Annotated in this window: 26 protein-coding genes; 14 read left to right on the top strand and 12 right to left on the bottom strand. The window is 63.6% G+C overall.

Annotated features, from left to right (window positions below):
• Positions 1 to 186: 186 nt before the first annotated feature.
• The 6 genes from pheT to LH365_RS10985 form a co-directional block, all read right to left on the bottom strand.
• The gene (gene pheT / locus LH365_RS11010) at positions 187 to 2,622 is read right to left on the bottom strand and encodes a phenylalanine--tRNA ligase subunit beta (RefSeq protein WP_226743679.1); all 2,436 of its coding nucleotides are present in this window, start codon (positions 2,620 to 2,622) and stop codon (positions 187 to 189) included.
• Between the two features lie 55 nt (positions 2,623 to 2,677).
• Positions 2,678 to 3,751 carry a phenylalanine--tRNA ligase subunit alpha gene (gene pheS, locus LH365_RS11005; protein WP_226743678.1) on the bottom strand — a complete coding sequence of 358 codons (1,074 nt, stop codon included), beginning with the start codon at positions 3,749 to 3,751 and terminating at the stop codon, positions 2,678 to 2,680.
• A gap of 281 nt (positions 3,752 to 4,032) precedes the next feature.
• Positions 4,033 to 6,051: a phosphocholine-specific phospholipase C gene (locus tag LH365_RS11000; protein ID WP_226743677.1), complete on the bottom strand. Its 2,019-nt coding sequence runs from the start codon at positions 6,049 to 6,051 to the stop codon at positions 4,033 to 4,035.
• Between the two features lie 169 nt (positions 6,052 to 6,220).
• Complete coding sequence (rplT, locus tag LH365_RS10995) at positions 6,221 to 6,580, bottom strand: 50S ribosomal protein L20 (RefSeq protein WP_226743676.1); 360 nt, start codon at positions 6,578 to 6,580, stop codon at positions 6,221 to 6,223.
• A gap of 14 nt (positions 6,581 to 6,594) precedes the next feature.
• Positions 6,595 to 6,792 (bottom strand): 50S ribosomal protein L35, encoded by a 198-nt coding sequence (rpmI, locus tag LH365_RS10990; RefSeq protein WP_023462006.1) that lies wholly within the window; start codon positions 6,790 to 6,792, stop codon positions 6,595 to 6,597.
• 130 nt (positions 6,793 to 6,922) lie between these two features.
• A complete protein-coding gene (locus tag LH365_RS10985; protein WP_226743675.1) occupies positions 6,923 to 7,525 on the bottom strand; it encodes a glycoside hydrolase family 19 protein in 603 nt (200 codons plus the stop codon).
• Positions 7,526 to 7,705: 180 nt separating this feature from the next.
• Here LH365_RS10985 and LH365_RS10980 point away from each other — a divergent pair, with 180 nt between their 5' ends.
• The 4 genes from LH365_RS10980 to LH365_RS10965 all read left to right on the top strand — a co-directional run bounded on the left by LH365_RS10980 (position 7,706) and on the right by LH365_RS10965 (position 11,625).
• A complete protein-coding gene (locus LH365_RS10980; RefSeq protein ID WP_226743674.1) occupies positions 7,706 to 8,860 on the top strand; it encodes an FtsW/RodA/SpoVE family cell cycle protein in 1,155 nt (384 codons plus the stop codon).
• A 151-nt stretch (positions 8,861 to 9,011) separates the two neighbouring features.
• A complete protein-coding gene (locus LH365_RS10975) occupies positions 9,012 to 9,353 on the top strand; it encodes a hypothetical protein (RefSeq protein WP_226743673.1) in 342 nt (113 codons plus the stop codon).
• A gap of 19 nt (positions 9,354 to 9,372) precedes the next feature.
• Positions 9,373 to 10,509 (top strand): undecaprenyldiphospho-muramoylpentapeptide beta-N-acetylglucosaminyltransferase, encoded by a 1,137-nt coding sequence (murG, locus tag LH365_RS10970; protein ID WP_226743672.1) that lies wholly within the window; start codon positions 9,373 to 9,375, stop codon positions 10,507 to 10,509.
• Between the two features lie 57 nt (positions 10,510 to 10,566).
• A complete protein-coding gene (locus tag LH365_RS10965) occupies positions 10,567 to 11,625 on the top strand; it encodes an AI-2E family transporter (RefSeq protein WP_226743671.1) in 1,059 nt (352 codons plus the stop codon).
• Here the strand turns inward: LH365_RS10965 and LH365_RS10960 are convergent.
• Positions 11,622 to 11,912, bottom strand: a complete 291-nt coding sequence (locus LH365_RS10960; RefSeq protein WP_226743670.1) for a type II toxin-antitoxin system RelE/ParE family toxin — start codon at positions 11,910 to 11,912, stop codon at positions 11,622 to 11,624. The two genes, LH365_RS10965 and LH365_RS10960, sit on opposite strands and share 4 nt — an antisense overlap.
• Entirely contained in the window at positions 11,905 to 12,168 is a 264-nt protein-coding gene (locus LH365_RS10955; protein ID WP_226743669.1) for a type II toxin-antitoxin system ParD family antitoxin, read from the bottom strand. Before LH365_RS10955 ends, LH365_RS10960 begins: the two co-directional genes overlap by 8 nt.
• 153 nt (positions 12,169 to 12,321) lie before the next feature.
• Between LH365_RS10955 and murC the strand changes: the two genes are divergently transcribed.
• The 4 genes from murC (at position 12,322) to LH365_RS10935 (ending at position 16,170) form a co-directional block, all read left to right on the top strand.
• Entirely contained in the window at positions 12,322 to 13,752 is a 1,431-nt protein-coding gene (murC, locus tag LH365_RS10950) for a UDP-N-acetylmuramate--L-alanine ligase (protein WP_226743668.1), read from the top strand.
• Positions 13,749 to 14,645, top strand: coding sequence for a UDP-N-acetylmuramate dehydrogenase (murB, locus tag LH365_RS10945; protein ID WP_226743667.1), 897 nt, complete (start codon positions 13,749 to 13,751; stop codon positions 14,643 to 14,645). Before murC ends, murB begins: the two co-directional genes overlap by 4 nt.
• Before the next feature lie 177 nt (positions 14,646 to 14,822).
• Entirely contained in the window at positions 14,823 to 15,632 is an 810-nt protein-coding gene (gene folP / locus LH365_RS10940) for a dihydropteroate synthase (protein ID WP_226743666.1), read from the top strand.
• A gap of 181 nt (positions 15,633 to 15,813) precedes the next feature.
• On the top strand, positions 15,814 to 16,170 hold the full coding sequence (locus tag LH365_RS10935) for a hypothetical protein (RefSeq protein WP_226743665.1): 357 nt from the start codon (positions 15,814 to 15,816) through the stop codon (positions 16,168 to 16,170).
• Here LH365_RS10935 and LH365_RS10930 read toward each other — a convergent pair whose 3' ends face one another.
• Positions 16,171 to 16,533, bottom strand: coding sequence for a hypothetical protein (locus LH365_RS10930; RefSeq protein WP_226743664.1), 363 nt, complete (start codon positions 16,531 to 16,533; stop codon positions 16,171 to 16,173). It abuts the gene before it with no gap.
• A 115-nt stretch (positions 16,534 to 16,648) separates the two neighbouring features.
• Positions 16,649 to 16,888, bottom strand: a complete 240-nt coding sequence (locus LH365_RS10925; RefSeq protein ID WP_226743663.1) for a DUF1653 domain-containing protein — start codon at positions 16,886 to 16,888, stop codon at positions 16,649 to 16,651.
• Positions 16,889 to 16,967: 79 nt separating this feature from the next.
• Between LH365_RS10925 and thiD the strand changes: the two genes are divergently transcribed.
• Positions 16,968 to 17,747 carry a bifunctional hydroxymethylpyrimidine kinase/phosphomethylpyrimidine kinase gene (gene thiD, locus LH365_RS10920; RefSeq protein ID WP_226743662.1) on the top strand — a complete coding sequence of 260 codons (780 nt, stop codon included), beginning with the start codon at positions 16,968 to 16,970 and terminating at the stop codon, positions 17,745 to 17,747.
• 114 nt (positions 17,748 to 17,861) lie between these two features.
• On the opposite strand, the gene LH365_RS10915 is transcribed toward thiD, so the two are convergent.
• Positions 17,862 to 18,245 carry a hypothetical protein gene (locus LH365_RS10915; protein ID WP_226743661.1) on the bottom strand — a complete coding sequence of 128 codons (384 nt, stop codon included), beginning with the start codon at positions 18,243 to 18,245 and terminating at the stop codon, positions 17,862 to 17,864.
• A gap of 207 nt (positions 18,246 to 18,452) precedes the next feature.
• Between LH365_RS10915 and LH365_RS10910 the strand changes: the two genes are divergently transcribed.
• The 5 genes from LH365_RS10910 to LH365_RS10890 all read left to right on the top strand — a co-directional run bounded on the left by LH365_RS10910 (position 18,453) and on the right by LH365_RS10890 (position 24,204).
• Positions 18,453 to 19,610, top strand: coding sequence for a phosphoserine transaminase (locus LH365_RS10910; RefSeq protein ID WP_226743660.1), 1,158 nt, complete (start codon positions 18,453 to 18,455; stop codon positions 19,608 to 19,610).
• A 345-nt stretch (positions 19,611 to 19,955) separates the two neighbouring features.
• Positions 19,956 to 21,245 carry an adenylosuccinate synthase gene (locus tag LH365_RS10905; RefSeq protein WP_226743659.1) on the top strand — a complete coding sequence of 430 codons (1,290 nt, stop codon included), beginning with the start codon at positions 19,956 to 19,958 and terminating at the stop codon, positions 21,243 to 21,245.
• Between the two features lie 330 nt (positions 21,246 to 21,575).
• Entirely contained in the window at positions 21,576 to 22,286 is a 711-nt protein-coding gene (locus tag LH365_RS10900) for a PleD family two-component system response regulator (protein WP_255606599.1), read from the top strand.
• 56 nt (positions 22,287 to 22,342) lie between these two features.
• Positions 22,343 to 23,248 carry a retroviral-like aspartic protease family protein gene (locus LH365_RS10895; protein ID WP_226743657.1) on the top strand — a complete coding sequence of 302 codons (906 nt, stop codon included), beginning with the start codon at positions 22,343 to 22,345 and terminating at the stop codon, positions 23,246 to 23,248.
• Between the two features lie 59 nt (positions 23,249 to 23,307).
• Positions 23,308 to 24,204, top strand: a complete 897-nt coding sequence (locus tag LH365_RS10890) for a retroviral-like aspartic protease family protein (RefSeq protein ID WP_226743656.1) — start codon at positions 23,308 to 23,310, stop codon at positions 24,202 to 24,204.
• Here the strand turns inward: LH365_RS10890 and LH365_RS10885 are convergent, their stop codons facing one another.
• Positions 24,205 to 25,077 (bottom strand): MBL fold metallo-hydrolase, encoded by an 873-nt coding sequence (locus tag LH365_RS10885; RefSeq protein WP_226743655.1) that lies wholly within the window; start codon positions 25,075 to 25,077, stop codon positions 24,205 to 24,207.
• Between the last annotated feature and the right edge of the window lie 19 nt (positions 25,078 to 25,096).

The following is a 25,096-nucleotide window of genomic DNA, read 5'->3' as shown; positions in this document are numbered from 1 at the left end:
CATCTTTGATGGGGAGGGGGACCATCGAGCGTAGCGAAGATGGTGGTGGGGTATCTTGCGATACGTCCACCTGCTCAGTCTGATGAAATTTAGTAAGCCCCCCCCCACCACATCTCACTTGCTGCGCAAGTTCGTGCGGTCCCCCTCCCCAGCAAAGCTGGGGAGGAGTGATGCAGCAGGAGAATCTTAGCTGCGCAGCACCGCACCGGCCTTGTTCGCGGCGGCGACGATTTTCTGCGACACGGCGTCGATTTCCGGCTCGGTGAGGGTCTTGTCCGCCGGTTGCAGCGTGACTTCGACCGCCAGCGACTTCTGACCTTCCGGCACGCCCTGACCCTGATAGACGTCGAAGACGCGGGCGTCGGCGATCAGCAGCTTGTCCGCACCCTTGATGGCGCGCACCAGTTCGCCCGACGCCGCATCCGCCGCCACGAGGAAGGCGAAGTCGCGCGACAGAGGCATCAGGTTGGACAGGGTCAGCGCGCCCTTCGATTTGCCAGCCTTGGCCTTCGGCTGCGGCAGCAGGTCGAGGCGGATTTCAAAACCGACGTAAGCGCCATCCAGATCCAGCGCTTTAAGCACCGACGGATGCAGTTCGCCGAATTCGGCCAGTACGGTCTTGGGCCCCAGTTGCAGGCGCGCCGAACGGCCCGGATGCCACCAGCTATTGTTCGACCCCTGTACCAGTTGCAGCGAGGCGACCGGCACGTTCAGCTCTTCGAGCAGGGCCAAAAGGTCGGACTTCAGCGCGAACAGGGCGTCTTCGCCGCCGGAATCGCTAGAAAGCGCCCCCCAATGACGCGCCTTGGCCGGGGCCTTGAGCGCGGTGATGACCGTCTTCTGACCGTCGGGTTCGAGGCCGAAATAGACCGGCCCGATCTCGAATAGCTGCGCGCCGTGATAGCCCTTGGCCGCATTGCGGCCGGCGGCCTCCAGCAGGTTGGGCAGGATCGACGGCCTCATGCAGTTCAGTTCCGAGGCGATCGGATTGGCCAGAACCAGCGCGTCGTCGCCACCGCCGAACAGCTTGGCGTAGCCCTGCGGCATGAAGGACCAGGTGACGGCCTCCGCATAGCCGAAGGCGGCCAGAGCGCGGCGGGCCGTGCGGGCGCGGGCCTGCGGCGGCGTCAGTATGCCGCCATTCCTGGGCGTGACGGTCGGCAGCGGCGTGGACGGGATGTGGTTGAAGCCGAAGATGCGCGCGACTTCTTCGACCAGATCGGCCTTACCGTCCACGTCGCGGCGGAAGGACGGCACCGAGACGGTCCACGGATTGCCTTTGGTGACGCCGAAACCCAGCGCGGTCAGGATGTCGGCGACCTTATCATGCGGCACGTCGAGACCCGTCAGTTGCGCCACATAGGCCGGATCGAAGGCGACGTCGGGCTTGCGCGCCGGGGCCTGACCGGTCACGATGACGTCCGAAGGCTCGCCGCCGCACAGGTCGAGGATCAACTGCGTAGCCAGTTCCAGACCGGGCACGACGAATTCCGGATCGACGCCGCGCGCGAAGCGGTACTGCGCATCGGAGGTGATGGTCAGTTGACGGCCCGTCTGCGCCGTGCGGATCGGGTCGAACCAGGCGGATTCGAGGAAGACGTCGACGGTGTCGACATCGACGCCGGTGGATTCGCCGCCCATGACGCCGCCGATGCCGATGGGGCGTTCGCCATTGGCGTCGGCGATGACGCAGACATCGGGCGTCAGGCTGTAGGTCTTGCCGTCCAGCGCGATCAGTTGCTCGTGCGCGTGGGCGTGCGCGCCTTCCGCCTGCGGGTTGTCGTGGCCGAGGCGGGCCTCAATCACCGTGCCCGACAGCTTGTTCAGGTCATAGACGTGCAGCGGGCGGGCGCGGTCGAACGACAGGTAGTTGGTGATGTCGACCAGCGCCGAAATGGGCTTGAGACCGATCGAGGTCAGCTTGTCCGCCAGCCACTTGGGCGACGGGCCGTTCTTCACACCACGGATGACGCGACCGGAGAAGATCGGGCAGGCGTCGCCGTCGACCTTGACCGTGATGGGGCAGGGGAAGAGGCCCTTGACCGGGGGGATGGGCGCGTCTTTGAAGGCCCCCAGACCCGTGGCGGCAAGGTCGCGGGCAATGCCGTGCACGCCCAGCCAGTCGGGACGGTTGGGAGTGACTTCAAAGTCGATGACCGGTTCGACGCCGAAGACTTCGGTGACCGGCGTGCCGACGGCGAGGTTGTCGCTGAGTTCCATAATGCCATCGGAGTCGCTGTCGAGTTCCAGTTCGGCGGCCGAGCACATCATGCCGTTCGACACGACACCGCGCACCGGCTTTTCGACCAGCGTGACGTCGAGGCCCGGCACGTAAGCGCCGATCGGAGCGTAGACGGTGGTCAGGCCGGCGCGGGCGTTCGGCGCGCCGCAGACGATCTCCTTGCGCCCGTCGACGGTGTCGACCTGAAGCACCTGAAGCTTGTCGGCATTGGGGTGGCGGGCGGCCTCAATCACCTTGGCCACGGTGAAGGGGGCGAGCTTTGCCGAAGGATCGGAGACGTCCTCGACCTCAAGACCAGCGGCGGTCATAGCCGCTGCGACCGCATGGATGTCGGCGTCGGTGTCGAGGTGATCTTTAAGCCAGCTAAGGGAGAATTTCATGTTCTTGACTTTGTATTGGGGTCAAGGGGGCCGTGCCCCCTTGCCTTTGAATCTCTTAGGACAAACCGCTTGCCGGGTTCGGCGCGCTGAACCCGCTGAAGCCGTAGTGCGACAGCCAGCGCGTATCGGCGGCGAACATGTCGCGCAGGTCCGGCACGCCGTATTTCAGCATGGCCAGACGATCGACGCCCATGCCGAAGGCAAAGCCCTGATATTCGTCCGGATCGAGGCCGCAGGCGGTGAGCACGTTCGGGTGCACCATGCCGGAACCGAGGATTTCCATCCACTTGTCGCCGTCGCCGATCCTGATCTCCGCGCCGTTGCGCGAATAGCGGACGTCCATTTCCGCCGACGGCTCGGTGAAGGGGAAGTGGTGCGGGCGGAACTGCGTGATGACGGTGTCGGTCTCGAAGAAACGCGACAGGAAGGTGTCGAACACCCATTTCAGGTGGCCCATATGCGCCGTCTTGTCGATGACCAGACCTTCGATCTGATGGAACATCGGCGTGTGGGTCTGATCGGAGTCGTTGCGAAAGACGCGGCCCGGCACGATCAGGCGGAAAGGCGGCTTGCCTGAGATCATCGAGCGGATCTGCACCGGCGAGGTGTGCGTGCGCAGCAGTTTCCTCACCCCGTTTTCATCGGGGTTGAAGAAGAAGGTGTCGTGCATTTCGCGCGCCGGGTGCTTCTCCGGGAAGTTCAGCGCGGTGAAGTTATGGAAGTCGTCTTCGATGTCCGGGCCTTCGGCGACCGAGAAGCCCATTTCGGCGAAGATGGCGACCATCTCGTCCATGACCTGCATGGTCGGGTGAACGCCGCCCTTGGCGCGGGGCGCGGCGGGCAGGGACAGGTCGATGCGCTCGGATTGCAGGCGGCGGCTGAGGTGCTCGGCCTCCAGCACGTCCTTGCGGGCGTCGAGCGCGGCCTGAATGAAATCGCGCACGGCGTTGATGGCGGCGCCGGTGGCCTTGCGCTCTTCGGGGGGGAGGGCGCCCAGGGTTTTCAGCAGGCCGGAAATGCGCCCGGTCTTGCCCAGCGCCGACACACGCACGGCGTCGAGCGCAGCAAGGTCTTGCGCGGTCAGGATTTCGGCTTCGATTTCGGCGGCCAGATCGGAATAGGTGCTCATGGTCTCACGGGGGAAAACAGGTCGCCGTGTGTTTAGAGCCTCATGCCGAAAAGTGGAAGCCACTTTTCGGATAAACATGAGGCGGAGCGTGAAATCGGCACCGCCTTCTCCTCCCTGTGCCGAAGGCATGGGGGGGTGGCGCGCCGAAGGCGTGACGGAGGGGGATAACGCATAAACGAACCAAGGCCGCGATCTTTGGGGTGAATGGAGTCGTCCCCCTCCGTCATTTTCGCTTACGCTCAAAATGCCGCCTCCCCATTGCTGCGCAACAGGGAGGAGATTTAAACCGCTAATTTCGCCGTGCCGAAGGCGGCCGGATCGGAGAGCGATGGTTGGCCGTCTTCGACATGGCCGGCGCAGCGCACGACGTAGCTCTTGCCGGTGATCGTGAAATCATACCAGCCGTGGCTTTGCGCCGCGCCGACCGGCACGATGCGCGTCTCATGCCCTTGCAGATCGTAGCTCAGCGTCGCGCGGCCATAGGCTTCGTCGCGCACCTCGATCTTGAGCGGTTGCGCCGTGCGGTTGGTGACCTCGAAGCCTTTCGGGCCCCATTCGGCGGTGAAGCTCGCCAAGCCTTCAAAGCGGCGATGAAAGCCGTTGGGGCCGTTGATCCACAGGCGCACCGGCTTATCGGCGAGCCGGTGCCTGGCGACCTTGCCCGCCGTTACGGTAAAGCGGCGCGGTGCGGCGCTCAGATCGTCGAGATCGTAGACGTGGAAGACCGCCGCGCCCCTGTTCGCGCCCCTGTTCGCGCTATTGTTGACGCAGATCAGATGGCCATCGGCGACAACGCTCCCCAGTGCGTAGGGCGTGGCCCGGCGCGGACGCTGGCCCTGTTCCTGCACCGGCGCGGTGAGAGCGTCGGGCGTTCTGGGCTTGGTTTCTCCACCCAGTTTACGCGCCTTGTCGGCCTGTGCGCCGGTCCGCGGCAGGTGGGCGAAGAACGGCTGATCGTTGGGCGTCCTGAAGTCGAAGCACGAGGTCAGATCGCCGCACACGGCGCGCCGCCAGGCCGAAATGTTCGGTTCCGGCACGCCGAAGCGCGTCTCAAGGAAGCGGATGACCGAGGTGTGGTCGAACACTTCCGAGGCGACGTAACCGCCCTTCGACCACGGCGAAATGACGTACAGGGGCACGCGCGGACCGAGGCCGTAGGGGCGGTTTTTGTAGGCGTCGTCGCCCTGATGGTATTCGGCGCTCGCATCGACATCCGACGACCCCAGCGGCTGGCCCGTGTTGTCGAGCGACGGCGGGGCAGGCGGCGGCACATGGTCGAAATAGCCGTCGTTTTCGTCGAAATTGATCAGGAGCACCGTCCTGGCCCACACGTCCGGATTGGCGGTCAGGGCGTCGAGCACCTTCGCCGTATAGTCGGCGCCCTGCGCCGGCGAAGAGGTCGAGGGATGCTCGGAGCCTTCGGCTGTGCCGACGATCCACGATACCTGCGGCAGCTTGCCGGCCAGCACGTCTTCTTTCAGCTTGTCGAGGTCGCGGGTGCGCACAGACCGATCGGCGAGGTCGGCCAGCTTGCCCGATGTGGCCTTATCGGCCGCGCGGTAGGTCTTGAACCCGACCAGAGGGTTGTCGGTGAAGTTGTCCTTCATGTTCTGATAGACGCGCCAGTCGATGCCCGCCGCGCCCAGACGCTCCGGATAGGTGGTCCAGTCGTAGCCGCCGTGGCCCTTGGGATCGGCTTTCAGTTCGTCATAACCGTTATCGATCACGGGACCGTTCGGCCCTACATTTTTGCCGGTCCAGTGGAAGACACGATTGGGATTGGTGCCCGAATGCATGGCGCAGAAATAGGCGTCGCACAGGGTGAAGGCTTCGGCCAGAGCGTACTGGAACGGCAGGTCGGCGCGTTCGAAATGCGCCATGGCGTGATTGTGTTTGGACTTCGGCCAGTGGCTCATGCGGCCTTCGTCCCAGGCGGCCTGCGCGTCCTTGAAGCTGTGCGGTGTACCTTCGACGCGCATCAGGCGGAAGTCTTGCGCGGTGTTCAACGCAAACGGCGCGATCAGGCGCGTGGCGTCGTCTTCGCGCGGTTGGGCGAAGACGGTGCGGTCTTTTGCGGTGGGGATGGCGAAGCGGTCGCCGAAGCCCTGCACGCCGTTCATCGCGCCGAAATAATGGTCGAAGCTGCGGTTCTCCTGCATCAGGATGACCACGTGCTCGACGTCCTTGATCGTGCCGGTGCGGGTGTTGGCCGGGATGTCCAGCGCGCGGGCAATCGCCGGGGGCAGGCCGCCGAGCGAGGCGGCTAAGGCGGCGCTGAGGAAGGTGCGGCGGCTGGTCATGGTGCGGCTCCATATCGAAGCCTACGGCATAACGCTAGGGCATGACAGTTTTGTATTTCTCATCCCCCGCTTTGCAGGGGAGGAGAAGAAACGAAAAACCCCGCGCCGTTGCCGGTGCGGGGTTTCCGTGTGTTCGGGTATCTCTGTAAGGAGATTACGCCGTCTTCGCTTAGGCAGCGAGAGCCGCGCGGACCTTCTCGGCCACGGCCGCAAAGGCCGGAGCGTCATTGGCGGCCAGAGCGGCCAGAGCCTTGCGGTCCAGTTCGATACCAGCGACGTTCAGGCCGTGGATGAACTGCGAGTAGGTGAAGCCTTCGACGCGGGCCGCGGCGTTGATGCGCTGAATCCACAGGGCGCGGAAGTTGCGCTTGTTGACGCGGCGGTCGCGGTAGGCGTATTGGCCGGCCTTGTCCACAGCGGCCTTGGCCGTGCGGATGGTGTTCTTACGGCGACCGTAAAAACCCTTGGCTTGCTTCAGAACTTTTTTGTGACGGGCGTGAGAAACTACGCCTCTTTTAACGCGTGCCATTGTTCACGTTCTCCTTAGGCGTAGGGCATGTAGGATTTGATCTTCACGGTGTCAGCAGCCGACATGACCGACGTGCCGCGGTTCTGACGGATATACTTGCTGTTGTGCGAGATCAAACGGTGGCGCTTGCCGGCGACGCCAGCCTTCACCTTGCCCGAGGCCGTGAAACGGAAACGCTTTTTGGCGCCCGACTTGGTCTTCAGTTTTGACATTTCATGTGCGGCGCGGGTAACGCCGTCCTCTTTATAGAGTTAGCACCCGCCAAGGCATGTCAGTGGCCCGGCAGGTCAGGAAGAGCGGGGCATTACAGGAAAAGGTTTGGCGTGGCAAGCGGAGTCTTGCTCAGGGGGCCGGTTTGAGCGCCTTATACATAGACTTCGCATATCCGGCCACGGTTTCCGCGCTTTCCCGGCCGTTGATAATGTACCGCGCGCCGGTCCAGTCATTATGGCGGGTGGTGAAACAGTCGGCGAGTTTCTTGCCCGTGAACAGACCGTCGATCATGCCGGTGAACAGGATGCTCAGCGCCACCTCCCTATCCAGCGCGCGGTCGGGATCGCTGAGCAGGTCTTCGCCGATCGCCTTGCCCAGACGGGCATAGTTGGCGCGGTGGGTGATCTGCACCAAGCCCCGCCCCAGCCATGACTTTCCGTCTGCGTCCCTGCGCCAGTAGGGCGTCCTGACCCACGGCAGGCGTCCGGCGGCGAAGGCGCGCTCAAGACGGGCGATGGCTGCGTCGTCGGATTTGGCCAGGGTTTCGCGCACGGGCAGGCAGGTGCCCGCCGTCTCGTGAAAGGCCGTGGCCAGCATATAGGCCAGCCAGCGCGGGTCGCCGTTCGCGTGGTCGCGGTTCCAGCGGGCGACGATGGCGGCATGGCCGGTGGCGCGGGCTATGCGGGCTTTGAGCGGGGCGGGCAGGGCGGACAGGTCGAGATGCAGGGGCATGGCGGTCTCCGGAAGGAAAACCCCATTGTCCGCCCATCGTCGGGAGCGAGGATACCCGAGAGGATAAATGCCGTCTGCGGGCAAATCTTAACCCGGTATTAACCGCGTTTCGGGACTCTCTGGGCCAAACGTCCTGAGAGTTCGCGGGGCGTGTTTTCCCTTGCAGAACCGTACCCGCCCATGAACACCGGCTTCGCCCATCCGTTTACGCGCACCGACCGCTCGCCCATGGCCATGTGGTGGTGGACGGTGGATAAACTGACCCTCGGCTTTGTGTTGCTGCTGATTTTTGCGGGGCTGGTCTTCTCCTTCTCGTCGTCGCCGGTGGCCGCGCCCAAGGTCGGCATCGCCAACGAATTTTACTTCACCCAGCGCCACGTGCTGTTCGCCTTCGCCTCGGTGGCGATGATGCTCGGTATCTCGATGTTCTCGCTGAAAGGGGTGAAGCGGGCCAGCGTCGCCATCTACGGCGGGGCCATCTTCATCATGGCCATGCTGCCGCTGATCGGGCACACCTCCAAGGGGGGCCGCCGCTGGCTCGATCTTGGTTTTTTCAGCCTCCAGCCCTCGGAATTCCTCAAGCCGGCCCTGATCGTGCTGGTGTCGTGGATGTTCGCCGAAGGGCAGAAGGGCAAGGGCGTGCCGGGCGTGACCATCGCCTTTTGTCTCTATGCCCTGTGCATCGCGCTGTTGCTGATCCAGCCGGATGTGGGGCAGTCGATCCTGATCACCGTGGCCTTCGGGGCGTGCTTCTATATATCGGGCGTGCCGATGCGCTGGATCGTCGGCCTGTCGGGCGCCGGTGTGGCCGGACTGGGCAGCCTGTACTTCATCCTGCCGCACTTCCGTGACCGCATTCAGGACTTTATCGGCCCGGACGGCGACCGTTTTCAGGTCGAACGCGCCGCCGCCGCTATCGCCAATGGGGGGCTGACCGGCACGGGCGTCGGCGAAGGCACGATGAAGCGGCTTATCCCCGACATGCACACCGACTTCATCTATTCGGTGGCGGCGGAAGAGTACGGCCTGTGGATGTCGCTGCTGCTGATCGCTATTTTTGCGTTTGTCGTGCTGCGCGGCCTGTGGAAGGCCATGGCCATGCCGGACGCCTTTCGTCAGATCGCCACATCGGGCCTCTATATCCTGCTGGGGATGCAGGTGCTGATCAATATCAGCGTCAATCTTCAGGTCATTCCGCCCAAGGGCATGACTCTGCCGTTCATCTCCTATGGCGGGTCGTCGCTGATGGCGATGGGGCTGACCATGGGGCTGATCCTGGCCCTGACGCGCAAACGTCCTGCAGAAATCGAGCCGGACGACCATACGCAGTGGTGACAATGTCCTTCTCCCCGTTTACGGGGAGAAGGTGCCGCGAAGCGGCGGATGAGGGGCAATAGCCCTGTCATAACGGGTCGCCATTTCAATAGCCCCTCACCCCAGCCCTCTCCCCGTGAACGGGGAGAGGGGGCATCTGGAGGCTTATCGCATGACAAAATATCCAGTATTCGCTGTTCTGGATGACCGCAGTCTTTCGGTGTTTGAGACTTTCGATAATGTAAGACGCGATTTGGAAGTTATTGATATTTATGCAGGCGAATACAGCTTCTATGATGCATTAGGTCGGCCTTTACGCCCAAGTGTTGTCCCGCCGGAGGCCTCTATAATAGGGTCTCTCCAGCTAATTGGTGGTGGTGAATTAAAGGGCTTTGACATCGGCAACGGTGCGCCTCTAATCGAACGACTGTCGGAAGTGTCCTGCGTTAATTCCAATCCTCATTTTCCGGACATATCCGCCATTACGGCGCACCTGACCCGCCACTTACTTTGAAATGAAGAACCGATCTCGTATGGCCAGCAAGAAAAAACCCAAACCTCTCTCCGAAACGCCGCTGGCCGTGGTGGCCGCAGGCGGGACGGGCGGGCATATGTTCCCGGCCGAGGCTCTGGCGCGCGAATTAATCAAGCGCGGCTGGCAGGTGGTGCTGGCGTCGGACACGCGCGGGGCGGCCTATGCCGAAAAGTTCCCGGCGATCGAGCGCCTGTCGCTGGAGGCCGCGACCTTCAAGCGCGGCGATGTCATCGGCATGGCCAGGGCGGCGCTGAAAATCTTCACCGGCACGCAGCAGGCGCGCAAGGCCTTCAAGCGTCTCAAGCCCTGGGCGGTGATCGGCTTCGGCGGCTATCCCTCCTATCCGGCGCTGATGGCGGCCCTGTCGCGGCAGGACGTGACGCTGCTGCACGAACAGAACTCGGTGCTGGGCCGTTCCAACCGTCAGGTTTGCGCCAGGGTCGATGCCGTGGCCTGCGCCTTTCCGGTTCTGAAAATGGCCCCCGCCGTGCTGGAAGGGCAGGTGCAGGTGGTCGGCAATCCGGTGCGTCCGGACATCCGCGCCCTGTATGACCAGCCCTACCCGCCGCTCGACAAGGCCATCCGCCTGCTGATCACCGGCGGGTCGCAGGGGGCGAAGATCCTCTCCGAAACCGTGCCGCAGGCGCTGGCGCTTTTGCCCGTATCCCTGCGTATCCAGTTGCGCGTCGAGCAGCAAACCCGCGCCGAGCAGATCGACTTTGCGCGCAAGGTCTATGCCGAGGCCGGGATCGAGGCCGAGGTCGCGCCCTTCTTCGACAATATGGCCGAGCGTCTGGGGCGCGCCCATATCGTCGTCGGGCGTTCGGGGGCTTCGACCTGCTCCGAGCTGGCCGTGGCGGGCAAGCCGTCCATCCTCATCCCGCTGAAGATCGCCGCCGACGACCATCAGACTCACAATGCCGCCGTGCTGAAAGAGGCCGGGGCCGCCGTGGTGCTGCGCGAGGACGATGTGACCGCCGAAAGCCTGAGCGAAGCCATCCGCGCCCTGATCGAAGAAGGGGCCGACGGCCTTGAAAAACGCGCCGAAGCCGCCAGAGCGGTCGCCCGGCCCGACGCGGCGCAGCTACTGGCCGATCTGGTCGAGCGCACGGTGAAGCGCAAAAGGTCGGAATAATTGTTTCCTTATCGATGCGCCGCTTAGATCGGGCTTTGAGTATATCTGGGGAGGCCCATGTTCTTTTCGCGTAAGACTGTCGATGCCGGCTTTGTGCAGAAGACGCTGTTCCTGCTGCTGGTCGTGGGCCTGAGCCTGCTGGCGCTGAAGCTGATCGGCATATGGCTGCTGGTGTTCGGCGCCGTGGTGGTGGCGACCGTCCTGCGCGCCACGGCCGAGCCGCTGGTCAAATATCTCAAGCTCAAGGATAGCTGGGCGGTGCTTCTGGCGCTGCTGTTCCTCGTGGTGTTTCTGGTGGCGTCGGGCTGGCTGTTCGGCAGCGAGATCGTGCGTCAGACCAACAACCTGTCGCGCGAACTGCCCGAAGCCTGGGCGCAGCTTCAGGCGCGTCTGCGCGGTTCCGATGTCGGGGCCACGATTCTCGATCAGATCAATATGCTGAGCCAGAAGGCGTCCGGCGTCCTGTCGCTGGTGCCCAAGATCGCCGGGGAAATCGCTTCGTCCATCGCCAATCTGGTGGTGGTGGTGGTGGCCGGCATCTTCATGGCCATGCAGCCGCGCAGCTATCGCGACGGCGTGGTGCGGCTGTTCCCCAAGTCGCAGAAGGAGCGCGTGCGCGACGGGCTGAACCTCAGTGGCAAGGCGCTGCGCCTGTGGCTTTTGGGGCAGTTGTTTTCGATGGTGCTGGTCGGGTCGCTGACGGCCGTCGGGCTCAGCATTGCCGGCGTGCCCTCGGCGGGGGCGCTGGGCCTGATGTCGGGTCTGGCGCAGTTCGTGCCCATCGTCGGGCCGGTGGTTTCGGCGGGGCCGGGCCTGCTGCTGGCGGCGTCCGAGAATATGACGACCTTTGTCGCGGCGCTGGTCATCTATGTCGGCGTGTCGCAGCTTGAGTCGAACATCATCACGCCGATGGTGCAAAAGCACGTGGCCGCCGTGCCGACCGTGCTGACCCTGTTCGCCGTTCTGGGCTTCGGTTCGCTGCTGGGGCCTTTGGGTGTGCTGTTCGCTACGCCGCTGACCGTGGTGGCCCATACGCTGGTGATGAAGTTCTATGTCGGTGAGGTGCTGGGCGATCATGGCGCGGCCGCCGAGGCCGCCGGAGAGCCGAAAGACTAAAGGTGACGCAGCGGATCCTGTGAGTGGTGCAGGATGCGCAGCACGAGAATACCGCCGTCCAAAGGCTGATAATAGATCATGTGCGAGAGATGCGAGAAACGCCGCGCCTGCTTCCTGATCTGTTCGCACGATGCGCCTATGCCGGGCCTTTTGGCCAGCAAACTTAAGGTCTCATAGAGTTCATAGCGATATTTGCGCGCCTGATCGTAGCCGAACTTGTCCAGCGTGTATTGCGCTATGGACTTCAGATCGCGGCCCGCTTCATCGCCAAGTACGACATCAGCCATGCTTTTTCGCTTCCTGACGTTTCAGGTAGCGTTCTTCGGCTTCGTTCCAGATCTCATCAAAGGTTGTCTCACTGAACCCGCTCGCTTCCGCCTTGTCCAGCATGTCGCGCAGGCGGTCTTCGGCGGCCTGCTTTTCCTCGTCCCGGCGCACCAGATCGCGGAAATATTCGCTGACATTGTTATAGTCGCCGGCTTCGACGCGGCGTTGAACGGTTTCAGCCATGCGGTCGGTCATGGAGATGGAAAACTTGGCCATGGGATGCTCCTGCATTTTCCGCTCACAATAGCATCAAATCCGATCTGTTCCTATCTGATCCGACGCGACGGTAGCTGAAAAATCCTCCGTGACACCTCTGCCACGGTGTTCTAAAGCAGAACACTTTCCTTTTGCCGTTGAGTCCACGCCTCCATGATTTCACCTGCCAAGCTTCGCCCCACGCCCTTCGACCTCGGGCCCGTGCACTTCGTCGGCATTGGCGGCATCGGCATGAGCGGCATTGCCGAGATCATGATCAAGATCGGCTATAAGGTGCAGGGCTCGGACGCCAAGGCCTCGGCCAATACCGAGCGCCTGCAGAAGCTGGGCGCGACCATCTTCATCGGCCACGACGCCGCCCACGTCAGTGACGACGTCTCGGCGCTGGTCTATTCGACGGCGGTCAAGCCAGACAATCCGGAAATGGTGGCCGCCCGTTCGCGCCGCATCCCGCTGGTGCGTCGCGCCGAGATGCTGGCCGAACTGATGCGCCTTCAATTCTCCATCGCGGTCGGCGGCACGCACGGCAAGACGACGACGACCTCGATGGTGGCGGCGCTGCTCGACGCCGGCGGCCTCGATCCCACCGTGGTCAATGGCGGCATCATCAACGCCTACGGCACCAATGCCAAGGTCGGCGACGGCGACTGGATCGTGGTCGAGGCCGACGAGTCTGACGGTTCCTTCCTGCGCCTGAAATCGACGCTGGCCATCGTCACCAATATCGACGCCGAGCACCTCGATCACTGGGGCGATTTTGAAGCGGTGAAGAAGGGTTTTGTCGATTTCGTCGAGAACATCCCTTTCTACGGTTTCGCCGCCGTCTGCGTCGATCATCCGGAAGTCCTGGCCCTGACCGCCAAGGTCGAGAATCGCCGTTTGATCCCCTATGGCGTCTCGCCGCAGGCCGAGGTCCGTTGCACCCATATCGACTTCGGGCCCGAAGGCGCGACCTTCGACGTGGTCTTCTCTCCGGTGGGTGTCGAGCCCTTTACCTGGGCCGGTCTTAAACTGCCCATGACCGGCAACCACAACGTGTCGAACGCCACGGCTGCCATCGCCATCGCCCGCGAACTGGGTGTCAGCGAGGCGGATGTGCGCAAGGGGCTGGGTGCGTTCGGCGGCGTCAAGCGCCGCTTCACCACCACGGGTATCGTCAATGGCGTGCGCATCATCGACGATTACGGTCACCACCCGGTCGAAATCGCCGCCGTGCTCAAGGCCGCGCGTCAGGTCTCGCAAGGCCGCGTCATCGCCGTGGTTCAGCCGCACCGCTATACCCGCCTGCGCGACCTGATGACCGAGTTTTCGACCTGCTTCCACGACGCCGACAAGGTGATCGTCGCCGACGTCTATTCGGCGGGCGAGCAACCGATCGAAGGCGTCAGCAAGGACGATCTGGTCGCCGCCCTGCATCGTCACGGCCACCGCAATGCCGTGGGGCTGGACAACCCGGCAGCTTTGGCTGGCCTCGTCGCTGCTGAGGCGAAGGACGGCGATATCGTGGTCTGCCTCGGCGCCGGCGACATCACGCAATGGGCCTATGCGCTGCCGACGCAGTTGGAAGGGCTGGCTGCGGAATGACCTCCTGGACTGACAATCTTCCCGCCGTGCGCGGCAAGATCGTAAAGAATGCCGAACTGGCGCCCTTCACCTGGTTTCGCGTCGGCGGCCCGGCGGATGTGCTGTTCCTGCCCGAAGACGAGGCCGATCTGTCAGACTTCCTTAAGGGCCTCGACCCTGCCGTGCCGGTGACGCCGATCGGCGTGGGCTCGAACCTGCTGGTGCGTGATGGCGGGCTGGAGGGCGTGGTCGTGCGTCTGGGCCGGGCCTTCGCTCAGGTCGAAGCGCGCGGCCATAACGAGATCTATGCCGGGGCCGCCGCGCTGGACGCGCAGGTGGCCAAGGTCGCGGCGCAGGCCGGCATTGCCGGGCTTGAGTTCTATCGCGGCGTGCCGGGCACCATCGGCGGCGCTCTGGTGATGAACGCCGGGTGCTACGGTTCGGAAACCAAGGACGTGCTGATCGAGGCCTATGCCCTGACGCGGTCGGGCGAGCGCGTGACCTTGAGCCTTGCGGACATGGGCTATTCGTACCGCCATTCCGAACCGGAAGGGCTGATCTATGTCGGCGCGCTCTATCGCGGCACGGCGGACACGGTCGAGGCCGTGACCGAGCGCATGGAGGCTATCACGGCGCGACGCGAAACCACCCAGCCGATCCGTGAAAAGACCGGCGGCTCGACCTTCAAGAACCCTGAAGGTCATTCGGCATGGAAGTTGGTCGATGAGGCGGGCTGGCGCGGCAAGCTCTACGGCGGGGCCAAGTTTTCGGAACTGCATTCCAACTTCATGATCAATGCCGAAGACGCTACGGCGGCCGATCTCGAAGGGCTGGGCGACACGGTGCGCGCCGAGGTCAAGGACAAGTTCGGCATCGACCTGCACTGGGAAATCAAGCGCATCGGTCGGAAATGATTCTCCTCCCTGTGCCGAAGGCATGGGGAGGTGGCGCGCCGAAGGCGTGACGGAGGGGGGCGGCGCGAGCGTAACCAAGGGCGTGGCCTTTGAAATATTGGCGTCATCCCCCTCCGTCATTTTTCGCTTATGCTCAAAATGCCACCTCCCCACTGCGTAGGGAGGAGGGAGATCGCAATGTCAGCCGATTATCAACTTCCCCTTATCATGGGCATAGTCAACGCCACGCCGGACTCGTTTTCCGACGGCGGGGCCTATGATCCGGTGGCGCAGGGCCTGCGCCTGATCGCCGAAGGCGCGGACGTGCTCGACATCGGCGGCGAGTCGACCCGGCCCGGCGCGGAGCCCGTTTCGGCCGCCGATGAGATTGCCCGCGTCGTACCGGTCATCAAAGCCATTCGCGCCGAATGGGACGGCCCCCTCAGCATCGACACGCTCAAGCCCGAAGTGGCGCGCGCGGCGTTCACAGCCGGGGCGACCACTTGGAACGACGTCACGGCCCTGACCCATGCGCCCGACAGCCTCGCCACTGCCGCCGAACTGAACGCGGAGGTCATACTGATGCACATGCAGGGCGAGCCGCGCACCATGCAGGCCGCCCCGCGCTACGATGACGTGGTGGCCGAGGTCGAAGCCTGGCTGCTGGCCCGCGCCGAAGCGGCTATGGTTGCGGGCGTTGCGCGGGAAAAGATATGGCTCGATCCCGGCATCGGCTTCGGCAAGACGCTGGACCACAATCTGGCGCTTATCCGCGCCACCGAGCGGCTGGCCTCGCACGGGTTTCCGCTGCTGATGGCCGCGTCGCGCAAACGCTTTATCGCGGCGCTGGAAGAACGCGAAGGCACGCCGGTGTCCGACGCCACGCAGCGCATCGGCGGCACGCTGGCCATTCATCTTTATGCGGCCCGGAAAGGCGCGCGTATGGTGCGCGTGCACGACGTGGCGGCCATGCGTCAGGCCTTGCAGTTGTGGGCGGCGCTCGCCTGACGGGCGAAGTCCGGTTTGTCCTGAAACGGCGACATGTCTTTGAAATGTAACACTCGCGCTCTTACGCGCAAAAAATGAGGCTAAAGCCGCGCGAAACGGCTTTACAGCCCCGCCGGGTCCGGTGTTAACCTTTCATCGTGCGCTGCGGGATGGGCGTGCGCAGGGGAAGACCGGTAGGATTATGATGAAGCGGGTACTGACGAAAAAGCCTCAGTTCAGCAAGACCGTGATGCCCGACCGGCAAAAGCGTAACCTGAAATTCAGCCACGCACCGCAGGAGGTCGAGGCGGAAGTCGAGCATTCCGGGCCGCAGATCCTCAGCGGTCCGGTCGAGATGGAAGTGGCCGCCTATGAATGGGCGCCGCCCGATGAGCCGGTCGCCCCGGTGGTCATCGAACAGCAGAGCCGCACCCTGTTCCAATGGATCGTCGCCATCGTTCTGCCGATCCTCGGCTTCGGGGCGGTGGCTCTGGTTGTGGCGGCCTTGGCGCAGGCGGGCGGTTACGACGCCGGCTTTATCGCCTCGCGCTTTCAGTAGTTAATGAGATTGGGCGTAGATGTCGAAGGCCGCGCGGAAGTCCGGATCGCGGATCACCGTGCCGCAGCTTAGCGCATAGTCGCCCGGATCGATCATGGTATAGGCTTCGGGCACCAGCGGCAGGAAGAACTCTTCGTCCTTGCGCCCGCCGACCAGCAACAGCACCAGACCTTCGTTGCGGCTGGCGCGGATGACGCGCCCGGCGACCAGCTCCCAGCTCAGCATCTCGTCATTGTGACCGATCTCGTTGAGGCGCACGATCAGCATCTTGCCCAGCATGACGCGCACCAACGGGTCCGAAGCCTCACCGAAGGCTTCGGGGATCAGTTCGTTCCAGCGTGACTCGTCTTTCTTGGACGTCATATTGCTTTCCCCTTCTCCCTTGAGGGAGAAGGTGGCGCGTTAGCGCCGGATGAGGGGGAGGTGAAACCTCGATGGTCCCCCTCACCCCAACCCTCTCCCTCAAGGGAGAGGGGGGCTATACTTTGCGAAATCGCGGCAGGGTTGAGCCGTCACTATCCACCGATTCGCTGAACATGGCCAAAGGCCGCACCCACAAGCGCGCCGGGTCGGCCGGCACCACGGGGGCGTACAACACCAGCACCTCTTCGGTTTCGGAGTGGGTCACGCTGCCGTAGACCACATAGTCCTTGCCTTTGTAGTGGCGGTAAAGGCCGGTCTCGATGGCGCTGGGGTAGTCGGCGATCGGGCGAGTCATGGAGCGATTTCCTGCGTTGGCGCTTTCCTTAACCGTGCGGGGGGACTAAGGGAAGTCAATTCGAGGTTAGGAGTTGCCGATGCGCCGCGTACTGATCATTGCCGGTTCGGACCCGTCGGGCGGGGCGGGGATTCAGGCCGATCTGAAGGCCGTGACCTGTCTCGGCGGCTATGCCATGACGGCGATCACCGCCCTGACCGTGCAGAACACGCTGGGCGTCACGGACGTCATGCCGGTGCCGGAAGCCCTTATCACGGCGCAGGGCAAGGCCTGTCTGAGCGATATCGGCGCCGATGCGGTGAAGACAGGGATGCTGGGGACAATTCCGGTTGTCGAAACCGTGGCGGCCCTGCTCGATAAGGCGGGCGTATTCACCGTGGTCGACCCGGTGATGGTGGCCAAGGGCGGGCATCCGCTGCTGCCGGACGAAGCCATCGACGCCATACGCCGTCTGCTGATCCCGCGGGCAGGGCTTCTGACGCCCAACGCGCCGGAAGCGGCGGTGCTGACCGGTATCGAGGTGGTGGACGAAGCCTCTCAGCGCCGGGCGGGTGAAGCGCTGCTCGGCCTAGGCGCGAAGGCCGTGCTGATGAAGGGCGGTCATATCGACGGGGCGGAAGTGGTCGACTGGCTGTTGTCGGAAGAGGGCGAGCGGCGCTACGTTTCGGCGCGCATCGAGACCCGGCATACGCACGGGACGGGCTGTACGCTCGCCAGCGCCTGCGCGACTCTGGCGACGGCAGAGCGGCCTCTGGGCGACAGCGTCGACCTGGCGCGCGACTATGTGCTGGGGGCGATTATAACCGCGCCGAATCTGGGCGGCGGGCATGGGCCGCTCAGGCACAACTGGGTATTATAGGGTCATATAAAAGAAGGTCGGATGCGCCCCCAGGAGATGGGGGACGGAGGGGACGCATCCTCTCTGTCTTCAAGTTGGGGCAATCTGATCAGGATCGCCCGCACCTGAAGCTGGTTAGCGACGCCAGGCGGTGTCGCGATCGTTACGCTCCCAGCTCAGCTTTTGCTCGAAGCGGTCCAGACGGTAATCGAGGGTCGCCATTTCACGGCTGTCGATGCCGCGGCCCGAACGTTCATACTGGTTCGACAGGCGCTCGATGCCGTTCAACTCGCTCGACAGGCGGTTGAACTCGGTGCGCGTCAGGCGGCCATTGCGGCGGCCCATGTCGAGGCGGTCTTCCAGACGGTCGATGCGGTGATCGACGCGGTTGTCGCGGTGATCGCGGACCTCTTCGCGTCGGTCGTAACGGTCGCCCGCGCCGGCGGCGAAAGCCGGGGTGATGGCGGTCAGGCCGGCGATGGCGACAGCAGCGGCGGCGATGGTTTTGAACTTGGTCATTTGTGTCTCTCCTTTTTGGCCTGGATATGTATGTCTTCGTGTCACGCCGTTGTTCAGCGTTGAGACCTTTATAAAACCCGCCACTCGAACCGAACCTGAACGGCGCGGTTCATTCTCGGTTCATGTTTTTTTGACGCCCGCCCTTGCTCTTGCGGGCGTTCGAGCGCAAAACGCCGCAGATTTCTACCCCCTGAGAGAGGGCCGTCCATGAGCGCCAAACCCGCCACCATTCCCGAACGTCCGTGGTTCTCTTCGGGGCCGACGGCCAAGCGTCCGGGCTGGACGCCGGAAGCCCTGTCGGGTGCGCCTCTGGGCCGTTCCAACCGCTCGAAGGTGACGGTGGGCCGCATCCGTCAGGCGCTGGATATGACGCGCGAGATTCTGGGCATCCCTGCCGATTATCAGGTTTTCATGACGCCGGGGTCCGACACCGGGGCGTTCGAAGCCGCCATGTGGAACCTTTTGGGGCCGCGCAAGGTGCAGCTTCTGGCCTTTGAAAACTTCGGTCAGTTGTGGGCCGATGACGCGACCAGGCACCTCAAGCTTGATGCCGAGGTCCTGTCGGCACCCTATGGCGAACTGCCCGACCTGTCGAAAATCGACCCGCAGGCCGATCTGGTCTTTCCGTGGAACGGCACGACCTCCGGCGTAAAGGTGCCCGATGGCGATTTCCTGAACGGGCATCAAGGGCTGGTGCTGTGCGACGCCACCTCGGCGGCCTTCTGCATGGACCTGCCGTGGGAAAAGCTCGACGTCATCACCTTCTCCTTCCAGAAGGCGCTGGGCGGCGAGGCGGGCATCGGCGTGCTGATCCTGTCGCCGAAGGCCGTCGAGCGCCTCAACACCTTCGATTCGGGCCGCCCCATCCCCAAGGTGCTGCGCCTGAAAAAGGGCAATACGGCCGATCCGGCGATCATGGGCGGCGACGCCATCAACACCTTCTCGTTTCTGGTCATCGAGGACTATCTCGACGCCCTGCGCTGGGCGCAGCGCGAAGGCGGGCTTGACGGCCTGATCCAGCGCTGCGACCAAACGGCGGGCGTGCTGTTCGACTGGGTCGAGAAGACGCCGTGGATCGATTTCGTGGCCGTCGACGCGGCGACGCGCTCGACCACATCGGTATGCCTGAAATTCGTCGATCCGGCCATTCGGGCCCAGCCCGCCGAGGTTCAGGCCAGTCTGGCGGCCAAGGTCGGCAGCCTGCTGGAACTGGAAGGCGTGGCTTTTGATGTGACCGGGTATCGCGCCGCGCCGCCGGGCCTGCGTCTGTGGTGCGGCTGCACGGTCGAAGCCGAGGACGTCGAGGCCCTGCTGCCGTGGCTCGAATGGGCTTACGCGGCGGCGGTGGCCGAACTGGGTCTGTAAATTTTATTCCTCCTGACTTGTCGGGGAGGGGGACCGCACGAGCGAACGTAGTGAGTGAGATGCGGTGGTGGGGTATCTTGCTAATCTGCCCACCTGCTGCATGCGTGGAATTTAAGTAAGAACCCCCACCACCACATCTCACCTGCTTTCAGCAGGCTCGTGCGGTTCCCCTCCCCAACGAGTTGGGGAGGTATGAAAATGATGGTTTGATTTAATTCGCTGTCACACGCTTTTATGGGTTATCAACCCGGTTCTTTAAGTTTATAGGCTGCAACCGCCTGAATTTTGAATGTAACGCATCCGGACGAAATCCTCTCCGGCGGCGTTTTGCTGCGGAGTAAGAACTTGGCCAATGTGACCGTTGTAGGCGCCCAGTGGGGCGACGAGGGAAAGGGCAAGCTGGTTGACTGGCTGTCCAATCGCGCCGATGTCGTGGTGCGGTTCCAGGGCGGTCACAATGCCGGTCATACCCTCGTCGTCGACGGCAAGGTCTACAAGCTTTCCCTCCTCCCTTCGGGCGTGGTGCAGGGCAAGCTGTCGGTCATCGGCAACGGCGTGGTGGTCGATCCGTGGGCGCTGTTCGATGAAATCGGCCGCGTCGAGGCGCAGGGCCTGAAGATCACGCCGGACCTGCTGGTGCTGGCCGACAATGCCTGCCTGATCCTGCCGATCCACCGCGAACTGGACACCGCGCGCGAAGCCGCCGCCGGCGCGGGCAAGATCGGCACCACGGGTCGCGGCATCGGCCCGGCCTATGAGGACAAGGTCGGTCGTCGCGCCATCCGCGTCGCCGATCTGGAGGATTTCGACGGCCTCGACGCCAAGATCGAGCGCCTGCTGGCCCATCACAACGCCCTGCGCAAGGGCCTGGGTCTGGCCGAGGTCGACACCAACGCCCTCATCAGCGAGTTGAAGGCCATCGCGCCCAAGCTGCTCGCCTTCGCCAGGCCCGTCTGGTACGTGCTGGACAAGGCCAAGTCGGAAGGCAAGCGCATCCTGTTCGAAGGGGCGCAGGGCGCGCTGCTCGACATCGACCACGGCACCTATCCGTTTGTCACCTCGTCCAACACGGTCGCCGGTCAGGCCGCCGCCGGGTCGGGGATGGGCCCGCGTTCGGCGGGCTATGTGCTGGGGATTCTGAAAGCCTACACCACCCGCGTCGGTTCGGGCCCGTTCCCGACCGAACTGTTCGATGAGATCGGCGAGCGCATTTCGCGCGTCGGCCATGAGTTCGGCACCGTCACCGGCCGCGCCCGCCGCTGCGGCTGGCTCGACGCCGTACTGGCGCGTCAGTCGATCGCCATCAACGGCATCGACGGCGTGGCCCTGACCAAGCTCGACGTGCTGGACGGTATCGAGACGCTGAAGATCTGCGTCGGCTATAAGGTCGGCGACAAGGTGCTCGACTATCTGCCCGCCGGTTTCAAGGCGCAGGCCGGTATCGAGCCGGTCTATGAGGAACTGGAAGGCTGGTCGGAATCGACCCAGGGCGCGCGCTCGTGGAAGGACCTGCCCGGCAATGCCGTGAAGTATGTCCGCCGCATCGAGGAACTGATCGGCGCGCCGGTCGCGCTGCTGTCCACCTCGCCGGAACGAGAAGACACGATTCTGATGCGCGACCCGTTCGCGGACTGATATTTACCTCCTCCCCTGTAGCGAAGCGTACGGGGGAGGTGGCAGCGAATGAAATGAGCTGACGTAGGGGGCATTACCGATGGTTTTGCCCCCTCCGTCGTTTCGCAGCGCTCATCGCCATCGCACCGGCGACCCCGCTGGCGCAGGGGAGGATGAAAAGGATTTTCTTTTCGCACCTGCCGTAAATCCGGTATTTACTCCTGTAACCTATAGTCGTGCCTGAAGACGAAGAGGAACGGCGTGTACGGTCAGAATCCAGCCACCGCGCAAAAACTGAGGGGAACCCTCAAGCAGGTCCTGCTTGTGGAGGCGAATCCCAACTACGCCCGCATGCTTTCTGACATGCTGCGCATGTTGGGTGCGGAACAGATCACCCACTATCGCGACCACGAAGAAGCCCTCGATAAGACCTCAGGCGTGCTCTATTCGCTGGTCGTCTGCTCGCATCAGATGCCTGAATGCGACGCCCTGACCTTCACCAAAGGCCTGCGCCGCTCCAACTCGCCCTGCCGTAAGGCCCCGGTGATCACCATCGCCTCCGAAATCACCATGAGCCTGCTCAACGAGATTCGCGATTCGGGTGCGGACGAGTTCATGCGCAAGCCCTTTACCTGGGGAGATCTGCAAAAGCGCGTCGAGCACGTGGCGCTAAAATCGCGTCCGTGGATCGAGGCCGTGGGCTATGTCGGTCCGGATCGCCGCCGTTTCAACTCCGGCGACTACAGCGGACCGCGCAAGCGCGCCTCCGACAATCAGGACCAGAAGACCGCCCATATCGAACAGGCCGTGCGCATCATGAAAGCGGCGTTCGAGCAGTATAATTCCGACCCGACCCAGGCCCGCCGCGCCATGTATGCGCAACTTGAGGTGCTGGTCCCGGCGTGCCGCGAAGTGGCCAGCGCCGAGTTTCAGAACGACGTGCGCGTCATCCTGACCCAGTTGCGCGAGGAATGGCCGGACCTGAACCAGATCCGTCCGGCGGTCGTCAGCCTGGCGGCCTTCATGAAGATCGAGGACCGCCGTCCGTCCACGGCCGCCTGATTGCTTTTCTCCAGTGCATGATCTAGCTTCGCCCTAAACCATAAGAGGGGGGAGCTATGATTACACGCCGCAATGCGTGTCTCGCAGGCCTGAGCGCTGCGTTTCTGACGACCAATGCCACCGCGCAAACCGGCTTTATCCGCGTGCCGATGACGCTGTCCGACGCGCGTATGCCGGTGGTCGAGGTCAGGCTGAACGGCAAGGGACCGTATCGCTTCATCCTCGATACGGGCGCGACCCACACCATCATCCGGCATTCGCTGGCGCGCGAACTGGGGCTTACGTCCGGCACGCGTCAAATCATCGGGTACAGCCTCAAGGGCACGGAGAGGCTATTTCCCTATGCCGTAAGTGAACTGCTGGTCGGCGGGACGCTGCGCCTGCGCAACTGGGACATCTACGGTTCGCAGGGCTGGGACGGTTCGGCGTTCGACGGTTTGCTGTCGGCGGATTTTCTGACCCGGATGCCGTGCCAACTCGATTATCATGCGCAGGAAATCCGCTACTACCTGTCGCGCCCGATGAGCCTCGAAGGCTTCACGCCGGTCGACGGCTATTTCCGCACCCATATTCAGGGCGGGGCCGATCAGGTGCATCTGCGGCTGAAACTGGCGGGGCAGGCGCTGGAATGCCTGCTCGACACCGGTGCGTCGCTGCCCCTCTATATCCGCGGCGATTTCGTCAAGAAACACAAGCTTTGGGACAGGTATCCGTTGCTGCGGCCCATCCGCATGTCGGGCGTCAACGGCAAGGTGCTGGAGGGGCGGCTGGTCGAGATCAGCGACCTGCATATCGGCGGGCTGGACGTGCCGAAGCTTCAGGTCGGGCTCGGTGACCCTCAGGACCGGTACGGCTATCTCAAAGACGACAAATCCCTGCCGGGGCTGGTCGGGGCGGGGTTCCTGAGCGATTTCGTGCTGGCCTTCGCCGCCGATCGCAGTCTCCATGTGCGCGCCATTTGACGGCTTGTGAGCGCACGGTCTTGCGGATACCCTCACCCCTCCAGCCGCAGGGGTAATGCATGTTGACACGCCGCCATCTGTGCGCCGGACTGGCGGCCGGAACAGGACTTCTGAGCGGACCGGTCGCCGCGCAGAATCGGGTGGTGCGCGTACCCCTGACCTTGTCGGCCTCGAAAAAGCCCATCGTCTCGGTCCGGCTGAATGGTAAGGGGCCCTATCGCTTCGTCGTGGATACCGGCGCCAGCCGCACCGTCATCCGCGCCAGCCTGGCGGCGGAGTTGGGGCTGAGCAGCGCCGGGCAGGCGCGGGCGCGCGGGCTTGGCGGGGTCGAATATCTGACGCGATACGTCATTGCCGAGGTCGAGGTCGGTGGCGGGCTGCGCATGGAAGAGTGGGAAACGTTCGGATCGCAGGGGTACGAGATCGCGGCGTATGACGGGCTTTTGTCGGCCGATCTGCTGACGCATCTGCCGTGCCAGCTCGATCAGGGGCGCGGTGAGATCCGCTATTATCCATCAGGAGACATGCCGCTGGAGGGGTTCAGCCCGATCGACGGCTATTACCGCGCCGATCCCATCGGCGGGGCGGACCGGATTTATATGCCGCTGCGATTAGAGGGGCAGGAGATAGACTGCCTGCTCGATACAGGGGCCAGCATGCCGCTCTATCTGCGCGGCGACAGGGTGCGCGAATACGGCTTGTGGGATCGCTATCCGGTGACCGGAGAGGGCCGTTTGACCAGCGTTAACGGTCAGAAGGTCAAGGTGCGCCGCGTGCTGATGACCGACCTGCGCATCGGCGGCCTGCCGGTGCCGCGCCTGACCGTGACGCTGGGCGATCCTGCCGGAACGCACGACGGCGGCGCACCGGGCATTGTCGGCGCGCCGTTCATCAGTGGCTTCGTGCTGGCCTTCACCGCCGGGCGAACCCTTCAGGTCAAGGCCAGCGACAGGTAACTATTTCACAGGCACCCAGACGAAGCCGTCGCCTTTAGCCTCGACATGGCCGATGCCCGGATAAGGGAAATGCGGCGCGAAAAGGGTTTCCTTCGACTTCGCCAGTTCGGTCAGCAGAGCGCGGCGGCTGGCCTTGGCTTCGGTTTTGTCCGTATCGAACTGGATCGACCAGTCGGGTTTGGCCAGCGAGATGATCGAACTGTGGGCCGTGTCGCCGATGGCCAGCAGCTTCTGTCCGTTCGAGGCGATCTCGTAGCCGCTATGGCCGGGCGTGTGGCCCTTGATGGCGACCGATGTGACGTGCGGCGTGATGGCCGCGCCGGGGGCGAAGGCCTCGACCTGCGGCGTGATGGCGGTGACGAGTGCGGCCTGATTGGCCTGCCCTTTCAGGAAGGTCCAGTCGGCCTCGGCCATGCGTATCTTGGCCTTGGGGAAGACCAGCGCGTTGTTCTTGACCAGACCGCCGATATGGTCGCCGTGCGGATGGGTGATGAGAATGTCGGTCACGTCCTCCGGCTTATGACCGGCGCCTTCGAGGCTGGTGATCAGCGCGCCGCCGGCCCCGGTATCGATCAGGATCAGACGGTCGCCATCCTTGACCAGCAGGCTATCGACGCCGAGCGTGATTGTGTCCGTCGGCGCGCCGTGGGCCTTCAGCACCTCGGCCACGGCCTCAGGCCCGACATCGAGGCCGAAGACCTTGCCGTCATTGGGCAGTACGAAAACGGTGTCGCGCAGGGCGTAAAGCTGTAGATCGCCGACCTTGTAAGGCGTGGACTCGGCCTTGGGCGGCGGTGGCGGGGCAGGGGTTTGCGCGACGGCGGCGCCCGCCAGAAGGGTCGAGGCGGCCAAAACAGCGATCAGGGATTTCATCTCAAGTCTCCGGAAAGCG

It is taken from the genome of Asticcacaulis sp. AND118 (genome assembly GCF_020535245.1).
Lineage (GTDB): Bacteria > Pseudomonadota > Alphaproteobacteria > Caulobacterales > Caulobacteraceae > Asticcacaulis.
Note: the sequence above shows the minus strand (reverse complement) of the source record. Positions and strands in the feature narration are given on the sequence as shown.